Here is a 17,303-nt window from a genome sequence, read left to right on the forward strand (position 1 = left end):
TATGCCCAACGAAAAAGTCAATAGATGGCTCCGCTTCCTCCGCTTGTTTTGCCCGCCTTCTCTCTACGAAGGTATAGAGGGCGACTTGCTGGAGCAGTTTGCGGCGGATGTTGAAGCCTTTGGTAAGCGAAAAGCTCGCCGGAAGCTCACATGGAACGTCCTTCGGTTTCTCAGGCCGGGCATTATACTCAGAAACTCATTTACAATACGACTAATCAATACAGTTGTGCTACGAAATCACTTTATCATTGCTTATCGCTTTCTGAAAAGAAACCCGGGGCACACAGCGATCAACGTTTTTGGGCTGGTCATCGGCATAGCCTCTGCTTTGCTGATACTGTCTATCATCAAGTTTGAAATTTCGTACGACTCTTTTCATTCTGGAGCCGACCGGATTTACCGACTGGTGCGAGTAAGCCAGGTGGAAGGCCAGGACGAGTTTCGTACGGGCGTTTCCGACCCTGTGCCTGTCGCATTGGAAAATGAAATCCCAGGGCTTGACCATATCACCTCTATGCTTTACTGGAGCTGGGGCAGTGTACAAATAGATGTGGTTGGGCCTGACGGCTCGTCTGTCAGAAAATTCAAAGAGAACTCCGGCTTTGTGATTGCTTCCGGATCATTCTTCGACGTATTTGACTATCGAGATACTGGGTTTAAATGGCTAAGTGGTGATAGAAATACCGCATTGGAAGAGCCTAATGCTGTAGTCCTTACCCGATCCGCTGCTGCAAAATATTTTCCTGGTCAGGAGGCTGTTGGCCAAACACTGCGAATCAATGGCGGTGACAACAAGGTGACTGGCGTGATCACGGATCTTCCTGCTAATACTGAATTTCCCTTCAAAGTCATTCTTTCATATGCCAGCATTCGCCGAAAAGGTGCAGAGTTTAATTCAAACGACTGGGTGTCGGTCAGCGACAGCCATCAGGTTTACGTTAAACTTCCTTCCCAATACTCTAAAAGTGAGTTTGAAGCTCAAGTAGATAAAGTGCACGCTGCTCACGTGAGTGAAGAGATAGCAGCCATGCGGAAGTACCGGCTACAGCCGATGGCCGAGGTGCACAAAGACCAGCGATTTGGGAGCTTTCAGGGCCGAATTGTCAGCGACGAAAGGCTTTGGACGCTTGGAGTGGTTGGACTGTTTCTCTTATTAGTAGCCTGCATTAACTATGTCAATCTGGCTACGGCACAATCGTCGATTCGGGCCAAAGAGGTGGGGATCAGGAAGACGCTCGGCGGTGCGAGGCAAGGCTTGATGGTGCAGTTTCTGTGCGAAGCCTTTTTGATGGCGCTTTTGTCGAGCCTCCTGGCGCTGCTTGTAGCCGAACTCAGCGTGGCCAACATACAGGGCTTGTTAAGCGTGAAGGCTGGCGGGTTTCTCTTTCAAGACCTGACACTGATGGCGGCTCTATTAGCTATTATTCTTGTCATTACGCTGACGGCTGGGTTTTACCCGGCGCTCGTTATTTCCCGCTTTAGCCCTCTGGCGGCACTGAGGTCAAAGTTTTCAGGGGCAGGTGGAGGATTCCAATTAAGACAGATACTTACCGTTTTCCAATTTACTGTCACCCAGGTGTTCGTTATTGCCACCTTTGTTATCATCAACCAGATGGACTTTGTGAGCTCTGCTGACCTGGGCTACGACAAGGATGCTATAGTAAATATCAATTTGCCTGGCGATGAAGCCACTCAGAAACTTTTTGTAAGCACATTAGCCGATGATCCGGCTTTCGGCTCAATTAGCCTGAGTTCGACAGTACCTGCAGGAGGAAGACGAAATACATCACATATGGATATCCGGAGGCTTGATTGGGATCCCAGCCAAAATCTTGTTTTTGAATTTCAATGGGCTGATGAGAAATATGTTGATGTGTATGGTATCGACATTGTTGCAGGCAGAAACTTTCATGCATCTGATTCGATCAACAGGGTATTGATTAATGAAACCCTGGCAAATAAGCTGGGGTTTGCCACTCCCGAAGATGCTGTCAACCAGCAGGTGGTTGTGGGCAATGATCGGGGAACGATTGTGGGAGTGGTGAGGGACTTCTACACACAATCGCTGCGGGACGGAATGGACAAAGTGATGTTAGCCCAGTTTCCAAAGCGGTATGGGGTGGCCAGTGTAAAGCTGTCAATAAAAAGTACTGAAACGCTGGCTGCAGCGCTGGCAAAACTTGAAACTAACTGGACCAACATCTATCCAGCTTCAGTATTTGAGTATGACTTTTTTGATGAGAGCCTGGCATCCTACTATGAGGAAGAAAAAAAGTTTTCTACGCTATTTCAGCTATTCTCCATGGTCTTTTTGGCTATCGGATGTCTGGGACTTTACGGACTTATTTCCTTCGTAGTACACAAGAAGAAGAAAGAGGTTGCCGTGAGGAAAGTATTTGGTGCCAGTGTCGCAAGCATTTTGCTGCTGATCAGTCGTGATTACCTAAAGCTGCTGGGTATTGCCTTCCTGATTGCTGCCCCAACCGCCTTCTATTTTATGCAGCGTTGGCTTGAAAACTTTACCTATCACACAGAAATAAGCTGGTGGATTTTGGTTGCTCCGGGACTGATCGTGCTGGTGGTGGCCATGCTCACAGTAAGTGGACAGTCTTTGAAAGCTGCCTCAACTAATCCTGCCAGGGTGCTGAAGGATGAATGACAATCGGGAAAATATGTTGCTGCGCTTCCTGCGCTGGTTTTGCCCGCCTTCTCTTTTCGAAGGGGTAGAAGGCGATTTGCTGGAGCAGTTTGAGGCCGACACCGAGGTCTTTGGTGAACGAAGGGCAAGGTGGCTACTTCGTTGGAATGTGCTTCGGTTTTTCAGGCCGGGAATTATACTACGAAACTCATTTTCAAAAGGACTAATCAATACCATTATGCTTAGAAGTTATTTTAAAATAGCCGTGCGCAATATCATGAAGCGCAAGCTGTATGCTTCGATCAACGCTCTCGGGCTAAGCCTGGGCATCGCCTCGTGCATTCTTATCTACCTTTTCATTCAGGACGAGCGAAGTTTTGATCAGTTTCATGCCAATAAAGACCTGATCTACAGGATGCAGGGTGAAATGTACGATCAGAATGCGCCTGAGTTATACTACAAGCATTGTTATATGTCGCTCGCTTTGGCCCAAACCCTGAAGGACGAGGTGCCTGAAGTTCAGTACGCCACTCATTTTGTTCAGCGAACAGATTTCTTCAGACATGAGGAAACAATTTTCAAGAGCAAGTTTGCTTACGTGGGCAAGGACTTCTTCGATATGTTTTCGTTCGACATGATAGAAGGTGGAACCGGCAACCTGTTCGGGAGTAAAGAAGAGCTGGTACTGACGGCCTCAGCAGCCACAAAATATTTTGGATCGAAGGACCCTATTGGGAAAGTGATGCAAATAGGCGCCAATGGTGATAAACTTTTCAAAGTGGCAGCCATCATTCAGGATCCACCAGCCAACTCTAGCCTTGACTTCGAAATGTTGCTCCCGGTGGAGAGCATGAACGGGTTTAACGAGCACAACCTGACGCACTGGTTGAATCAGGGCTTCCCAACTTTTATTCAACTATATCCAAACGCTTCTGCTGTTGAAATGGCATCAAAGCTTCCGTTGATTGTGGATAACTACATGAGCAGTGAGATGACTGAGTGGGGCCAGCACCTGAACGCACCGGAAGGTACCGAGATTTATAAGCTGAGTTTTGGAAAGCTGACAGACATGCACTTTCAGAAGGAGATTGGCTGGGACAAAGTGAGTGACCCACAATATTCTTACGTCCTTGGCGGCATTGCGCTTCTGATCCTGGTCATAGCATGCATCAATTATATTTCGCTGGCCATGACCAGTTCGGCAAGCCGCAGGAAGGAAGTGGGGGTGAGAAAAGTAACCGGCGCACACAAGCGACAGCTTGTAGCGCAATTTACCTTCGAGTCAGTCTTTCTTACCTTTCTTGCTATGTTGTTTGGGTTGGGTCTTGTTTTCCTGTTCCTTCCGGTGTTCAACGACCTGACCAGCAAAGCCATTTCTGTTTCTGCCGCTGACTGGCTGCCACTAATTGGATTTAGCCTTGCTACCACACTGTTGATTGGCCTGCTCGCTGGAAGTTACCCGGCATTTTTTCTGTCAGGATTACTGCCGACAGTGGCCTTGAAGAACGGCGTGGCTTCTGGTGCCAAAACTTATTTGCTGAGGCCACTTGTTGTGCTGCAATTTGTCTTGTCTTCATTTCTGATGATCAGTTCTGTTGTTATGTATCGCCAGATGGATTTTATCACTTCCAAAGACCTTGGCTTCAACCAGGAGCAAGTCGTGGTGATTCCAACGCATGGTAGCTGGAACGACAATGAAAGCAATAAAATTCTGGAGAGATTCCGACAAGCGGCCAGTCGGCGTCCTGAGGTATTGTCTGTTGCCGGATCCGGAAACCCGGTGGCTTTCGGAGAGGATTATATGGTATTTGGGGGGTACAAAGTTGACGGTGTGCCCCGTACCGCTTTCGGCTTCCTGGTCGACGAACATTTTGTTCCAACCATGGAGTTGCAGATTGTGCAGGGCAGGAATTTTGACGCTGCTATGATGTCTGATGCGGAAGAGAGCATTATCGTTAACGAGGCGTTAGTCAAAGAGCTTGGCTGGACAGACCCACTCAATGAAAGGATGAATTTTCATGCCTCACAGCCCAATGCTCCTGGGGCCAGGGTCATTGGAGTGGTAAAGGATTTCAATTTCCTTTCGCTGAAGGATGAAATAAAACCGATGTTTTTGTATGAGGGGCGTGATCTTAACATGGGCTATATCGTCACCAGGCTTGGCCCGGGAGATATGAAAACCACGCTGGCCCATTTGGAAGATGACTTTTCTGAGGCCGCTCCTGGGAAGCCCTTCGAATACACTTTCCTCGATGAAAAAATTGAGCGCCAGTACGCACAGTACAAGCGCTGGATGGATATTATGCTGATTGCTACCTGTTTGGCTGTGGTGATTGCTGCGCTGGGTCTTTTTGGTCTTGCCGGGATTAATGCCGTCAACAAGACAAAGGAGATTGGAATCAGAAAGGTACTTGGTGCAAGGGTAGCACAGGTTTTTATGCTGCTCAACAAACAGTATATCGGGTTTGCCCTGATAGCGTTTATACTTGCCGCTCCTCTGTCGTGGTATGCCATGAGTGAGTGGCTGTCAGGCTTTGCCTACGCCATCGAAATAAACTGGCAGGTATTTGCCATCAGCATGGCACTGGGAGTACTGATTGCTCTTACAGCTGTAAGCTATCATGCGCTGAAAGCAAGTGCGCTTAACCCGGCTGACAGCCTGCGCTATGAATAAACCCTCTTCCAACTGGCTCCGCTTTTTGCGCTGGTTTTGCCCTTCCGATCTCTATGAAGGGGTAGAAGGGGATTTGCTTGAGCAATATGAAATAGATGCGGAGCAGTTTGGGTTGAAGAAAGCCAGCTGGAAATTCAAGTGGAATGTCCTCCGATTTTTCAGGCTGGGGATTTTGATGAGAAATAGGTTTAACAATCGCTTAACCAATGTAGGTATGCTACGGAATTATTTTACGATTGCCAATAGAAATATTGCCCGTAATCCAGGATACACAGCGCTGAACGTCATCGGACTTGCGCTTGGCCTTGCTAGTTGCTTCGTCATAGGATTTTATGTGAGGTACGAAACGAGCTTCGAGCTTTTCATGAAAACAGAGAGCACATCTACCGATATATTCCCCGCTACACCAAGGATGGCAAAATGACAATGCAGGTGCAAACTGCACCAGGCATGGCGCCTTTTTTGCAAGCTACAGTTCCTGAGATACAAGAGGCTGTCAGATATACGGAATGGGACGACCTCCCTCAACTGGAATGGAAAGAGCAGTTACTGCCACAAGCCACGGTTTCCATCGCAGATTCAGGCTTTTTCAGGCTTTTTTCTTTCAAACTGACTGCCGGCGATAAAGACGAAGTGCTCAAGAGACCTTTGTCGATGTTGATTTCAAAAAGCATTGCAGAGCGTACTTTTGGTCAGGAGAACCCAATAGGGCAGGTCATCAGCTACGACCGTAACCTGCAATTTGAGGTAACCGGTGTATTTGAAGACATTCCCGCCAACAGCCATCTTCAATTTGACTATCTCTTTTCCATGTCGTCATTGCCACGCTTGTATAACCAGGGTGCTGATGCGCTTACCAGCATGTACAACTGGAGTTTCAGTACTTATCTGTATGTGCCACATATTCAGGACGATGCCGCTTTTGCTGAAAAAGTGCAGGAGGCGATGGCCATAAAGATGAAGGAAGTAGGGTTTGATGAAGCCGCTGGTCACCACTGGCTTCAACCCCTGACGGAGATCCATTTTACTCAGGGAATACGAGGTGACGGACCAACGTCAGATATTGGCTTCATTTATATATTCTCGGCAATCGCAGTTTTTGTTGTTCTTATTGCCTGTTTCAATTTTATGAATTTGTCGACTGCCCGGGCCGTGCGGCGCTCAAAGGAGGTAGGCATACGAAAGACGATGGGAGCGGTCAGGACGCAGCTGGTATTCCAGTTTCTAACGGAGTCGATCCTGATTGTCGTGATGGCGGCGATTGCAGGCTTTGGACTGCTCTGGCTGGCCGTTCCGGTGTTCAACGATAAAATGGAGATGGAGCTGACGCTTGCCTCCCTCACCGACATGGGTTTTTTGTGGCAGCTGGGCCTCATTGTTTTAGTAACTGTAATTGTCGCAGGGAGCTATCCCGCATTCTATTTGTCGTCATTCACGCCTTCAAGAGCACTTCGGATAGGTAGGGCATCAGGGAATGCATCTTCGCTCTTCAGGAATGTTCTTACAGTAACCCAGTTTGCTATCGCAGCCTTTCTCATGACAGCTACACTTGTTGTCATTAGTCAAACAACTTATATGAAAGCTACAGACCCGGGCTTCGACAAAGATCAGGTGGTGTATTTCTATCTTCCACCAGCTATGCGTGGGAGCAATTTCGGGGTGCTGAAACAGCGCTTGCTGGGTAACACTGCCATTTCAGAAGTATCGAAAAGCAGCGACATCCCTGGGAATATCACCGGTCATTTTATTTATGAGCTACCTGATGGGGACACGAAGAGGACTGAAGCCTTTACGACGGTAGCGGTTGATTACGATTTTTTAAATGCACTGGGAATCGACCTGGCAGACGGCAGAAACTTTTCAAAAGAATATCCTACAGACGCCAATCAAGCCTATGTTGTCAATGAAGCACTGGTCAGGTTTCTGGGGCTGGATAAACGACCTGGGGGTGCAGTGGGAGCCAGCTTTCGACTAGTGAGCGAAAACTATCCCGAAGGTAAAATTGTCGGTGTGGTCAAAGATTTCCACGCCAGGTCATTGAAAGAAAAGATTGAACCCATGGTAATGTGGCTAAGCGATGCAGGCTGGGAGCAGTATGGCATGATAAAGCTTTCTGGCGGTCGAAGTGGCCTTGCGCTTCTTGATGATGAATGGCAGGCCCTGGCCAATGGCTATCCCCTTACTTACCAATTTCTGGATGATCACATCCAAAGCATGTACAGGAACGAAGAGAGGTCCGTTTTGCTGATTGGCTCTTTCTCAGCATTGGCCATTTTTATCAGCTGCCTGGGACTCATTGGGCTGGTGTCGTTCCTTGCAGAGCAAAAGAGAAAAGAAATAGGCATCAGAAAAGTACTTGGCGCTTCGGTGAATGGAATTGTTAGTCTCTTGTCTTGGAGGTTTCTTCGGCTTGTGCTTGTAGCAGTGGCAATTGCAACGCCGGTGTCTTTACTTGCAGTGAGAGAGTGGTTGGCGAATTTTGCCTATACTATTACTCTTCAGTGGTGGCATTTTGCCCTGCCGGTGATAGTTGTGCTGTTGATTACCTTTCTGGTCTCAGGGAGTTTTACGGCGAGGGCTGCTAGAGCCAATCCTGTGGATAGCCTGAAATATGAGTAACAATTAAGCCGAGTCTTTGTACATTAAGTTCGGTATCAATCATGTAAATAATGAAAATTCACCTTGTCGGAGGGTTTTTGGGTAGCGGCAAAACAACTGCCATTGGCAACGCATGTCAGCACCTCAAGCAGCAAGGTCTAAAAGTCGGCGTGATTACCAACGATCAGGGTCAATACCTGGTGGATAGTGAGTTTCTTGATGCCGAGGGTATTTCGTCGGCACAGGTAACTGGTGGCTGCTTTTGCTGTAACTACGACCAGCTCGATGAGCAGATTCAACGAATGACCGACAGTATTTCACCCGATGTGATTTTCGCTGAGTCAGTAGGCTCCTGCACCGATCTTGTTGCCACGGTGCTCAAGCCCCTGCTGAAGTTTCGTGGACAAGAAATGGAAGGCATGACTCTCTCCTGCTTCGTTGATGCCAGGATGCTAATGATGCATTCGACTAATAAAAGACTGCCCTTTAGCGCCGACACCACCTACATTTGGGAGAAACAAATCGAGGAAGCCCGTTTAATTGTCGTTAACAAAATTGACCTGATTAACACCCCTGATCTTCCGGCTTTCGAGCAGGTGCTGACCGCTAAATACCCCCATAAAAAGTTTCTTTTCCAAAACTCGCTTCACGAGGGCTCGGTTCGTGAATGGCTGGATGAGTTAGATAGGTATGAAGCCAATGAACTCATATCACTTGATCTCGACTATGCCAAATATGGCAAGGGCGAAGCGGAACTCGCCTGGTTGGATGAGCAGATTACGATCAAAACATCCGACGGCACGGCAACAAAAGTAGCGATCGATTTCATCGAAGGTCTTATTAGTGGTATCAAACGAGAGCAGCTTCCTATCGGGCATCTTAAGTTGATGATCACATCGAATGGTACGCAGAGAAAAATTAGTTTCACCACTGTATCATCCGGCGCAGCCGAAACTAACGAACTCAAGTCTTTTTTCGGAGACTCGAATGAAGTGCAAATTACAGTGAATGCCCGGGTTCAAACCGCTCCCGAAGTCCTTAGAGGTCTGTTGGAGGTTGAGCTTGGGTTGCTGAGAACAGCCGGTGCCATTATCTCGGAAGAGAATATTGCTTTTTTTAGTCCAGGTTTTCCAACACCTACTCATCAGATAACCAGCTGACAAACTCGATCAGCGGATGATTTGCAAGGTTTTGCCAATGCCTGATTGCAGCACTTCTTCCACGCCAACCCGCTCAGCATATTTATCCCAATGACTGACTACTTCCGCAATTTCCTGAATGATGCTGTTGGCTTTTTTTACGTTCATTTGATAGGCCACAGATAGCAAATCACTTTTGGTAATACCTGTTCTTTTGCCGTTGATGCTCAGGGCGTGCTGGCTTACCCAGTCGCTGTCGGGCCTGTAAGCATGACAAACATCGAATGCCGGCGCCAATGCCCATTGCCCGGCTTTATCCATCGTGAAGGCGAAGTTTTTGGTGTGGTCGTCGCAGTTCCTCCCCATCACATTGAAAACCATTCTTCTATATAGCTGCTCAGCTTGCGGATAAGGCAGCCCCAGAAATCTCATGGTCTCAAACAGTTGTTCGTAGCTGTACATCGTCACCTCATTAAAATCGAAATGCCGCATCGCACAAAAGCTTTGCACATGCACTTTGCCCTGATCAGGTATCCGGTCAAACCGTTTGGTCATAAAATGAGCTCTGCCGTTTTCTTCCAGTAGCTTACTTTCAGTCATTGTTATACCGGCATCCAGGGCCATCAGGTAGTAGGCCATTTCCACCCGGCCGTATCCACTGGATGAGCCAAATTGTGTGTCGGTCACACCGTCAAACTTGATGATCCAGTGCGTGAACCCTTTGGGAGCATTGGTTTGACCACTCTTGATTTCACCTGTTGATGAGTTATAGGTGATCAGTGCCTTTGCCCTCGCTCCACCAGCTGACGACCCAATTTTAAGGATGTCGACCAGCGCCTTTTCTTCATCAGTAGTTACGTTGGTACCAAATTTTTGCCGCCCCGACAGAATATGCTCTGCCACTTCTATCAGGCTTTCTATCTCTATTTTTGTGGCCCTATCGTCTGCCTTTGGAAAGGCTGGCTCCACTTCCAAAGCGCCCATGCCTCGGGAGCCGATAAAACAAAGAGTTTCTACAGGGTTCAGGCTATTGGTGGGGCGCCCCTGTCGGGTAAGCCAGGTGTTGATCAGCGCATTGCCGTACTTGTCGGGCAAAATATCTGCCAGCAAACCGGGCAGCCCCTTGAATGTGCTGGTATTTCGTAGTTCTGGAAATGAAAATATCCGACCCTTCGCCTCCTGAAGTGGCATCTTCACCGGTGCGAGGTTCCAGTTGTGGGAGAGGAAGCTGGGCTCGTATTCGAACGCTCCTATCTCGTTGGTTGGATCCCAGGCGATGGCACCCACTCTTTCTCCCCAGATATTGACAAACGCTGTTGTTACCATTACCAGTCGGATGAGGAGCGCTCTGGATCTTTTCTTTTAGATGCCCGCTGGCGCTGGGTTTGCTCCAGCTTTGCCAGCTGAAGTGGGCTCAGCTTTTTCTCTACCCTGAATGACTCCAGCACCTGTAGCTGGTTCAACGCCCTGAGCAGTTGGATAAGCGTGAGGGTGTTGGATCGTTTGCCTTGCTCAAATTCGACCAGTGTTGTGCGATTGATGCCCGCCTCTTCTGCAAGCTGACTTTGAGTCTTGTTCTGCTCCAGCCGATGATGCCTGACAAACTCTCCAATGGTGGACAGCAAAGCTGCGTCGCTTATGTATTTTGATTGAATGTTGTTTTTATCCATCATTATATTATTAATATATTAAGAATGTTGGTTATGTCCAACAAATCTACAGATAGTTAGATTAAATCTCAAGGCTCTATTGTTGTTTTTATCCATCTTTGATGTGGTTGACTATTGTTAATGTTTGTTAAATCCAACAAAATTGTATTTGCTAAATGAACACAGGTGAGAGTCGTCTGGTTCTGTGGCTTACTATTTATAGCCCAGGGGGTAGGGAGATGCTACTGTGATCTTTATTTTCACTCTGCTAATTTCTCCTTTCCAACCCCACCTCCTTTTCCTATCTTCAGCCCAAAATTTAGCTCCATGGATTTATCATATATCATCAACGAACTAGGCGAAGACAGAGAAAACTATTATCGTTCCGTGTCGCCACCGATCATGATGTCGTCCAACTTTTGTTTCGACAACATCAAAGACATGCAGGAAAGCCTGGAGTTTGAACACGAAATTCCATTCTACACCCGTGGGGTAAATCCAACTACGGCTATTTTACAAAAGAAAATTGCTGCGCTGGAAAAGACGGAAGATGCTCTCATATTCGCCAGCGGAAGCGCTGCCATCGGCGCTGCTGTGATGGCCAATCTGAGTCAGGGCGATCATGTGGTGTGTGTCGAAAAGCCTTACAGCTGGACAAACAAATTACTCAACCAGTTGCTTCCCCGCTTTGGTGTAACCGCTACCATGGTAGATGGCACTGACCCCAAAAATTACGAGAGGGCTATCAGGCCCTCTACGAAGATTCTTTATCTCGAAAGCCCCAATTCCTGGACATTCGAATTGCAAGACATAGAGGCGGTAGTGAAAATAGCCAAGAAGCATGGGCTGCTCACCATCATCGACAATAGCTATGCTTCGCCAATCAATATGAATCCCGCTGAAATGGGCGTTGATATAGTCACCCACTCGGCGTCCAAATACCTCAATGGACACAGCGACCTGGTGGCCGGCGTACTTTGTGCTACCAAAGAAATGACCACCAAAATATTCAAGTCAGAGTTTATGACACTTGGAGGGATCATTTCACCTATGAATGCCTGGCTGATGCTGCGTGGCCTTCGCACCTTGCCTATCCGCATGGAAAGGGCGGAAAAATCAACTGCCACGATCATTGATTTTCTTGCTTCACACGAAAAAGTAGGCAAAATATACTATCCTTTCCACCCTAGTCACCCGCAGTATGAGCTGGCCAAAAAGCAGATGAAACAAGGAACCGGGCAGTTTACGATTCAGCTAAAAACTGAAAATCCTGATGAGATCATTCGCTTTTGCGACTCTTTGAAGACTTTCTACCTTGCTTGTTCATGGGGTGGGCACGAGTCATTGATATTTCCGGCCGTTGCCATGGTCACGTCAATGAATTACAAAAATGCTACAACACCACTAAACATGATTCGTTTCTATGTCGGCCTGGAAGAAACTGACTACCTTATAGCTGACCTAAAGCAAGCGTTTGACAAGATCTAAAGTTCTGACATTCCTTATTGTTGGAGTCAATCTTTTGGTTGGCGGGGCATTGTATGCCCAAAGCATTAAAGGAATTGTGATTGACGAGCATGGTGCGCCGCTGCCATTTACCACTATATATGTGGGCGGCACCTCGACAGGAGTATCCACCAATCAGGATGGCAACTACGAGCTTTCTCTGGCGCCGGGCCCCTACGACATCGTTTTCCAGTATGTGGGCTACAAACGCCAGATCCAGGAGGTTGTTGTCATTCCCGGGAAGACCTACATGTTGAATGTGCAGCTTCTTCCTGAAGCTTATCAGCTGCTGGAGGTGGTGGTCAACTCAAAGGACAGAGACCCGGCATACGCTGTAATAAGGGAGGCTATCAGGAAAAGGAAATATCATTTGACCGAGGTCAACGCATTTTCATGCAGGGTTTATATCAAAGGCAATCAGCACCTCGACGACATACCCAACAGCGTGCTGGGGTACACAGTGCCTCTGGATACCGGTATCGTTTATTTGTCGGAGTCCGTCTCCGATCTGTCTTACATCTATCCGGACAAGTACAGTGAGCGCATGATCTCCTCGAGGGTCAGTGGGCAAAGCAAGGCCTTCAGCTTCAATATGGCCTCCGAAATGTATGTCAACTTCTACAACAACCTGCTCGGAATGGAGGGCCTTACTGAAAGGGGTTTTGTCTCCCCCATTGCCAACAACGCTTTTTTCTTTTATGACTATAAGCTGAGAGGTGCCTTTCAGGAAGGAGATTATTTAATCAATAAGATTGAAGTAATACCGAAGAGGGCAAATGACCCTGTTTTCAGTGGGTTTATTTATATCGTGGAAGACAGTTGGAGCATTCATAGCATTGACCTTGTGCTACCACAGAAGAAGCAAATCGAATTTGTAGACAGCCTTCGCATCCGTCAGCAGTACGCACCTTTGGATCAGGGCATCTGGATGATGCTGTCTCAAAGATTTGACTTTAGAATTGGGGCATTCGGTTTTCATGGCAATGGATATTTTGTTGGTGTATACTCCAATTATAAGATAGAGCCACGGTACAAGCTCGACGCAGTAAATAAATTGACCGGCCCAACAGTCGAACAGGTCGATACGCTCCCAAAAAATGATGTAAAGCTGTTTCCTAAGCCAAAAAAGAGTTTTGGTAAGGAGGTGCTGGTGATAGAGGAGGATGCCAATAAACGGGAGGATGTGTACTGGGAGAAAATAAGGCCCATACCCCTCAACGACTACGAAAAGAAGGACTATAAAATCAAGGACAGCTTGCTGGTGATAAAAGAGTCAAAGCCATTTAAAGACTCTATGGATGACAAAAGAAACAATCTTAATCTTGTCAAACTTTTTGTTTCAGGTTACAGATACAACCGAAGCTACAAGCGAGATTTCCTTTCATTTGATCCGCTAATCAAAGCTATTCAGTACAACACAGTTGAAGGCGTGGTAACCAATCTGGATGTGAACTATACCAGATACTATGAGAACAACAAATTTTACCGAATCACTCCGGCCGTCAGGTACGGATTTAGCTCAGGAAAGCTCTACGGGCGACTGGGAGCGACCTACTATTATGATCCAAAGAAATTTTCCAGCGCTCAGGTGGATTTTGGACAGTTTGTCTATCAATTCAATCAGGCCGATCCGATAGTTTCCTATGTAAATACCGCCGAGACATTGGTCGGGGGCAGGAACCTGATAAAGCTATTTGAAAAGACCTATGTAAGCACGAGATACCGCACAGAGTTGTGGAACGGCGTCTTGTTCACAGGGCGGTTTAGCTGGGAAAAACGAGTACAGTTGTACAACACTTCGTTCCTGTCGATTCTGAAAGAAGAGAATCGTATTTTTACCCCGAACGCTCCTAAAAATTTGGAACTGGCCGATACGAGCTTCCCCACGCATGAGGCAGCCATTGTCGATTTGTCTATCATTTATCACCCGGGCCAGCGATATATTTCACGACCCGATCAAAAAGTATTGTTGGTCAACAAATGGCCATCTTTTACTTTCAATTACGTGAAGGGTCTGAACGGATTGCTGGGATCGGATGTCGACTACGACAGGGTGTCAGCCAAAATCAGCGATGAAATTTCGCAAGGCTTGTTTGGCATGGGAAGACTGACGCTCGAATCGGGCTTTTTCCCCGGCAAAAAAGTAGCCTACTTCATGGACTACAGGCAATTCAACGGTAACGCAACGCTCTATGCCAGGTTTGAACCTGGCAACTTCCAACTGCTTGATTACTATCTATACAGCTCGCTGAAGCCCTACTTTATGGGCCAGTATGAACATCACTTTGACGGCTTCATTGTCAATAAACTCCCCCTTCTTCGTAAAACTAAACTACAAGCAGTAGGCTCGGTCAATTACCTGCGTGCCGGCACTGTCGACAACTACGTTGAAATCGGCATCGGACTTGAGCATATTCTCAAAATTCTCAGGGTAGATTTCTACACTTCTTTTATTGGCAGAGAACACCAGGCTATCGGTTTCAAAGGGGGACTGGGTTTCTAGTCAACGTTCGATAGATAGCACACCATTGAAGGATCGCTGCGAATACTTTACCATGTAATAGTACACTCCACTGGGAAGCTTGTCACCGTTCCAGACAAAATCCCTTTGCCTCGTCATATACACGTTGGTTCCTTCCCTGGTCATCACTTTAAAAAATTGAAACTGGTCATCGCAGTTGTCAACCGGTAAATCGGGGATAGAGTACGTGTCGTTAATACCATCACCGTTCGGGGTGAAGATATTGGCCGGGAGAAATTCGCCGGGACTTTCTCTATCAATCAGGTCGATAAAAATCGACAAAGTGTCAAATTTTGGGTTGGGGCAGCGGGTGTCCCAGGAGAGAAAGGAAACCTTGTAGGAAACCTCCCTGGCTTCATCAAAGAGAAAGCACTCCGGTGCCCAGCGGAGGAAACCTTTTGCCTGACCCTGCCCTTCCACACGGTTGAATTCGAATGTTTCTGACGGTGGCAAAGGCACCCCATCGAGTAGGTCGATGGAAAGAAAATCATTATCAGGGTCTGTGGAGGTTACCTCCAGTTCAATGGACTCCAGGCTGTTGATAGTGACCCTGTCGTTTTCAACACCAGCGACGGTAATCACTGGCGATTCATTGGTTTCCTGAAACACATTGATCTTGAGGCTAATGACAGCAGTTTCCGTTTGCAGGCAAAAGTCATTGTCAGCAGCAACAAAATTCAATTCAAAGTAGTCCTGCACCTCCGTGTCGATCAGGTCGCAGCCCAGGTTCCAACTGAAGGTACTACTGACTTCGCCAGGCCCGGATACGGGTGAGAAGTTGATCAGGTAATCTTCAAAGCTGAAGTTCACGGGAACTGCTATCAGGTCGATCACATCGCCATCTGCGTCGGTAGCAGTCACGGGAAAGGATAAGTTGGTGCCAACAGGAATCTGTAGGTCGTAAGAGCCCAGCGTAGTTGAGAGCTCAGGGGGATTGTTAACAGGTAAATTGACAGTAAGCGAGACCTGAATTTCATCCCGGGAGTTGTCCATGCAGAAGTCATTGTCCGACAGCCGAAGTGTGAAATCAAACTGATTTTTCACCCCGAAGGGAAAGCTTCCGCAGCCAGTTTCCCATTCAAATACTGCCTCAATCGACCCTGCTTCATCTTTACCAATAGCGACTTGCATGCCCCACTCTTCGGGGTCAAAATCACTTGCCACAATGTCAAGCACCATCGTTTCGTCATCCAGGTCAATCCCCTCCAATGGCAGGCTGTAGCTAATTCCCTCATCAAGTGTCAGGTTGATCATTTTGCTTGTCTGGTTGACGTAGCGGGGGGCCTGGTTGGGTGGTGGCTCCATAATCACTGCCAGCCTGACTGTGTCCATTTGTGGCAGTGGACAGGCATCGTCAGCCGCAATGATATCGATTAAATAAGGGCCCTCACTAACGTAAGGACATTTTGACAAGCACACCTGCAGGTTGAAAATGTCGTCAGCAGTAGCCAGATAGCCTTCTTTAAGGGTGAATATGCCTTCTACCTCACCTTCAAAGTTTACCCCAACAGCTCTCATTTTGATATTTTTATCCCCAACAGGGTCAGTCACCTGTATGTCAAAACATTTGTTGTCGCCCGCCCGGAATACCAGGGTGTCTCTTATCACGGAATTGAAACTTAGGGAGCCAGGCACACGGACTTTAAGGTTTGGCGGGGGCTCCGGGTTGCACCCATCCACCACCAGCATCTGAAAATCCCTTCTCACCTCGCCGATTTTCACCCCTTTTCTAAACTCCTGACACAAAACTGAGAATACATATAAGCCAATTTTCTCCGGCTTCACGGTGATAAACCCCCTGTTGGTGATTCTTAACGATGGATTGCCGGGTATCACATTGGCCAGGTCTATGCCCTGGGACCATATGACCTCTGGATGTGGGGCTGGCTGGGGGATCGGCAACGCCTGTAAGGCAGAGCTGTTCAATGGAGTGACAAGTGTGTAGGCCAATGAGTCGCCGTCCAGATCAACACCAGCAAAATCCGTGTAATACAATTGGTTAACACATGCATAGTCGCTTAACGGTGGAAACAAGGAGGGCGAAGAATTGATGAATGGTCTGCCATTTTTCACCACAGGTGGGAACTCGAGGTAGTAAGTTTGCCCAGCCCCAATTGAATTAACGATGTTGACAATTCCGGCATTTCTGCAACACCTTTCCCATACCACGTAGTAGCCATTTGGGTCGTCAAAATTCTCCGGAAGGAGTTCAATCTCCCGGGTATAGAACGCCCGTAGAGTCTTTAGCTCATCCAGAGAGCATTCGATATTTGTATAAGGTACAGTTGCCTGGTCGGTCAGGAAGAGTGTGTCTCTCCGCATGAAGACATTGTCCGACTTTCTGTAAATATAAGCCAGCAGTTGTGGCTCAGGCCCTGGATTAGCACTTTGAGCCTGGTCAAAGTACTGGATAAGGTTAAGATTGTACCTGAAGCCCTGTACGTGAACCAACTCCAACTCGCCGCCGACGATGTGGTTGGCTAATGACGACCCACCACATAGCCACCAAAGAAGTGTAAAAAGAACTATTGCGAGTTTTACTGTGTGGAACGGTCTAATCATCAGATGCTAAACAATC

General features: G+C 47.4%; 10 protein-coding genes. 7 read left to right on the forward strand and 3 right to left on the reverse strand.

Annotated elements, in window-relative coordinates:
* The first annotated feature begins 1 nt into the window (after position 1).
* The 5 genes from AAC052_RS18905 to AAC052_RS18925 are packed head-to-tail and all read left to right on the forward strand — an operon-like array spanning position 2 to position 9,070.
* The gene (locus AAC052_RS18905; RefSeq protein WP_339815028.1) at positions 2 to 2,659 is read left to right on the forward strand and encodes an ABC transporter permease; all 2,658 of its coding nucleotides are present in this window, start codon (positions 2 to 4) and stop codon (positions 2,657 to 2,659) included.
* A 13-nt stretch (positions 2,660 to 2,672) separates the two neighbouring features.
* Positions 2,673 to 5,312, forward strand: a complete 2,640-nt coding sequence (locus AAC052_RS18910) for an ABC transporter permease (RefSeq protein ID WP_339815029.1) — start codon at positions 2,673 to 2,675, stop codon at positions 5,310 to 5,312.
* The gene (locus AAC052_RS18915) at positions 5,305 to 5,736 is read left to right on the forward strand and encodes a permease prefix domain 2-containing transporter (RefSeq protein ID WP_339815030.1); all 432 of its coding nucleotides are present in this window, start codon (positions 5,305 to 5,307) and stop codon (positions 5,734 to 5,736) included. Before AAC052_RS18910 ends, AAC052_RS18915 begins: the two co-directional genes overlap by 8 nt.
* Before the next feature lie 26 nt (positions 5,737 to 5,762).
* The gene (locus AAC052_RS18920; protein WP_339815031.1) at positions 5,763 to 7,931 is read left to right on the forward strand and encodes an FtsX-like permease family protein; all 2,169 of its coding nucleotides are present in this window, start codon (positions 5,763 to 5,765) and stop codon (positions 7,929 to 7,931) included.
* A 50-nt stretch (positions 7,932 to 7,981) separates the two neighbouring features.
* On the forward strand, positions 7,982 to 9,070 hold the full coding sequence (locus AAC052_RS18925) for a GTP-binding protein (RefSeq protein ID WP_339815032.1): 1,089 nt from the start codon (positions 7,982 to 7,984) through the stop codon (positions 9,068 to 9,070).
* 9 nt (positions 9,071 to 9,079) lie between these two features.
* Here the strand turns inward: AAC052_RS18925 and AAC052_RS18930 are convergent, their stop codons facing one another.
* Positions 9,080 to 10,375 carry a type II toxin-antitoxin system HipA family toxin gene (locus AAC052_RS18930; protein ID WP_339815033.1) on the reverse strand — a complete coding sequence of 432 codons (1,296 nt, stop codon included), beginning with the start codon at positions 10,373 to 10,375 and terminating at the stop codon, positions 9,080 to 9,082.
* Positions 10,375 to 10,722, reverse strand: a complete 348-nt coding sequence (locus AAC052_RS18935) for a helix-turn-helix transcriptional regulator (protein WP_339815034.1) — start codon at positions 10,720 to 10,722, stop codon at positions 10,375 to 10,377. The genes AAC052_RS18930 and AAC052_RS18935 overlap by 1 nt, the downstream gene beginning before the upstream one ends.
* 303 nt (positions 10,723 to 11,025) lie before the next feature.
* Here AAC052_RS18935 and AAC052_RS18940 point away from each other — a divergent pair, with 303 nt between their 5' ends.
* Positions 11,026 to 12,186 (forward strand): aminotransferase class I/II-fold pyridoxal phosphate-dependent enzyme, encoded by a 1,161-nt coding sequence (locus AAC052_RS18940; RefSeq protein ID WP_339815035.1) that lies wholly within the window; start codon positions 11,026 to 11,028, stop codon positions 12,184 to 12,186.
* A complete protein-coding gene (locus AAC052_RS18945; protein ID WP_339815036.1) occupies positions 12,173 to 14,707 on the forward strand; it encodes a DUF5686 and carboxypeptidase regulatory-like domain-containing protein in 2,535 nt (844 codons plus the stop codon). The genes AAC052_RS18940 and AAC052_RS18945 overlap by 14 nt, the downstream gene beginning before the upstream one ends.
* Here AAC052_RS18945 and AAC052_RS18950 read toward each other — a convergent pair whose 3' ends face one another.
* Positions 14,708 to 17,287: a gliding motility-associated C-terminal domain-containing protein gene (locus tag AAC052_RS18950; protein ID WP_339815037.1), complete on the reverse strand. Its 2,580-nt coding sequence runs from the start codon at positions 17,285 to 17,287 to the stop codon at positions 14,708 to 14,710.
* Positions 17,288 to 17,303: the final 16 nt, after the last annotated feature.

Source organism: uncultured Imperialibacter sp., assembly GCF_963974565.1.
Lineage (GTDB): Bacteria > Bacteroidota > Bacteroidia > Cytophagales > Cyclobacteriaceae > Imperialibacter > Imperialibacter roseus.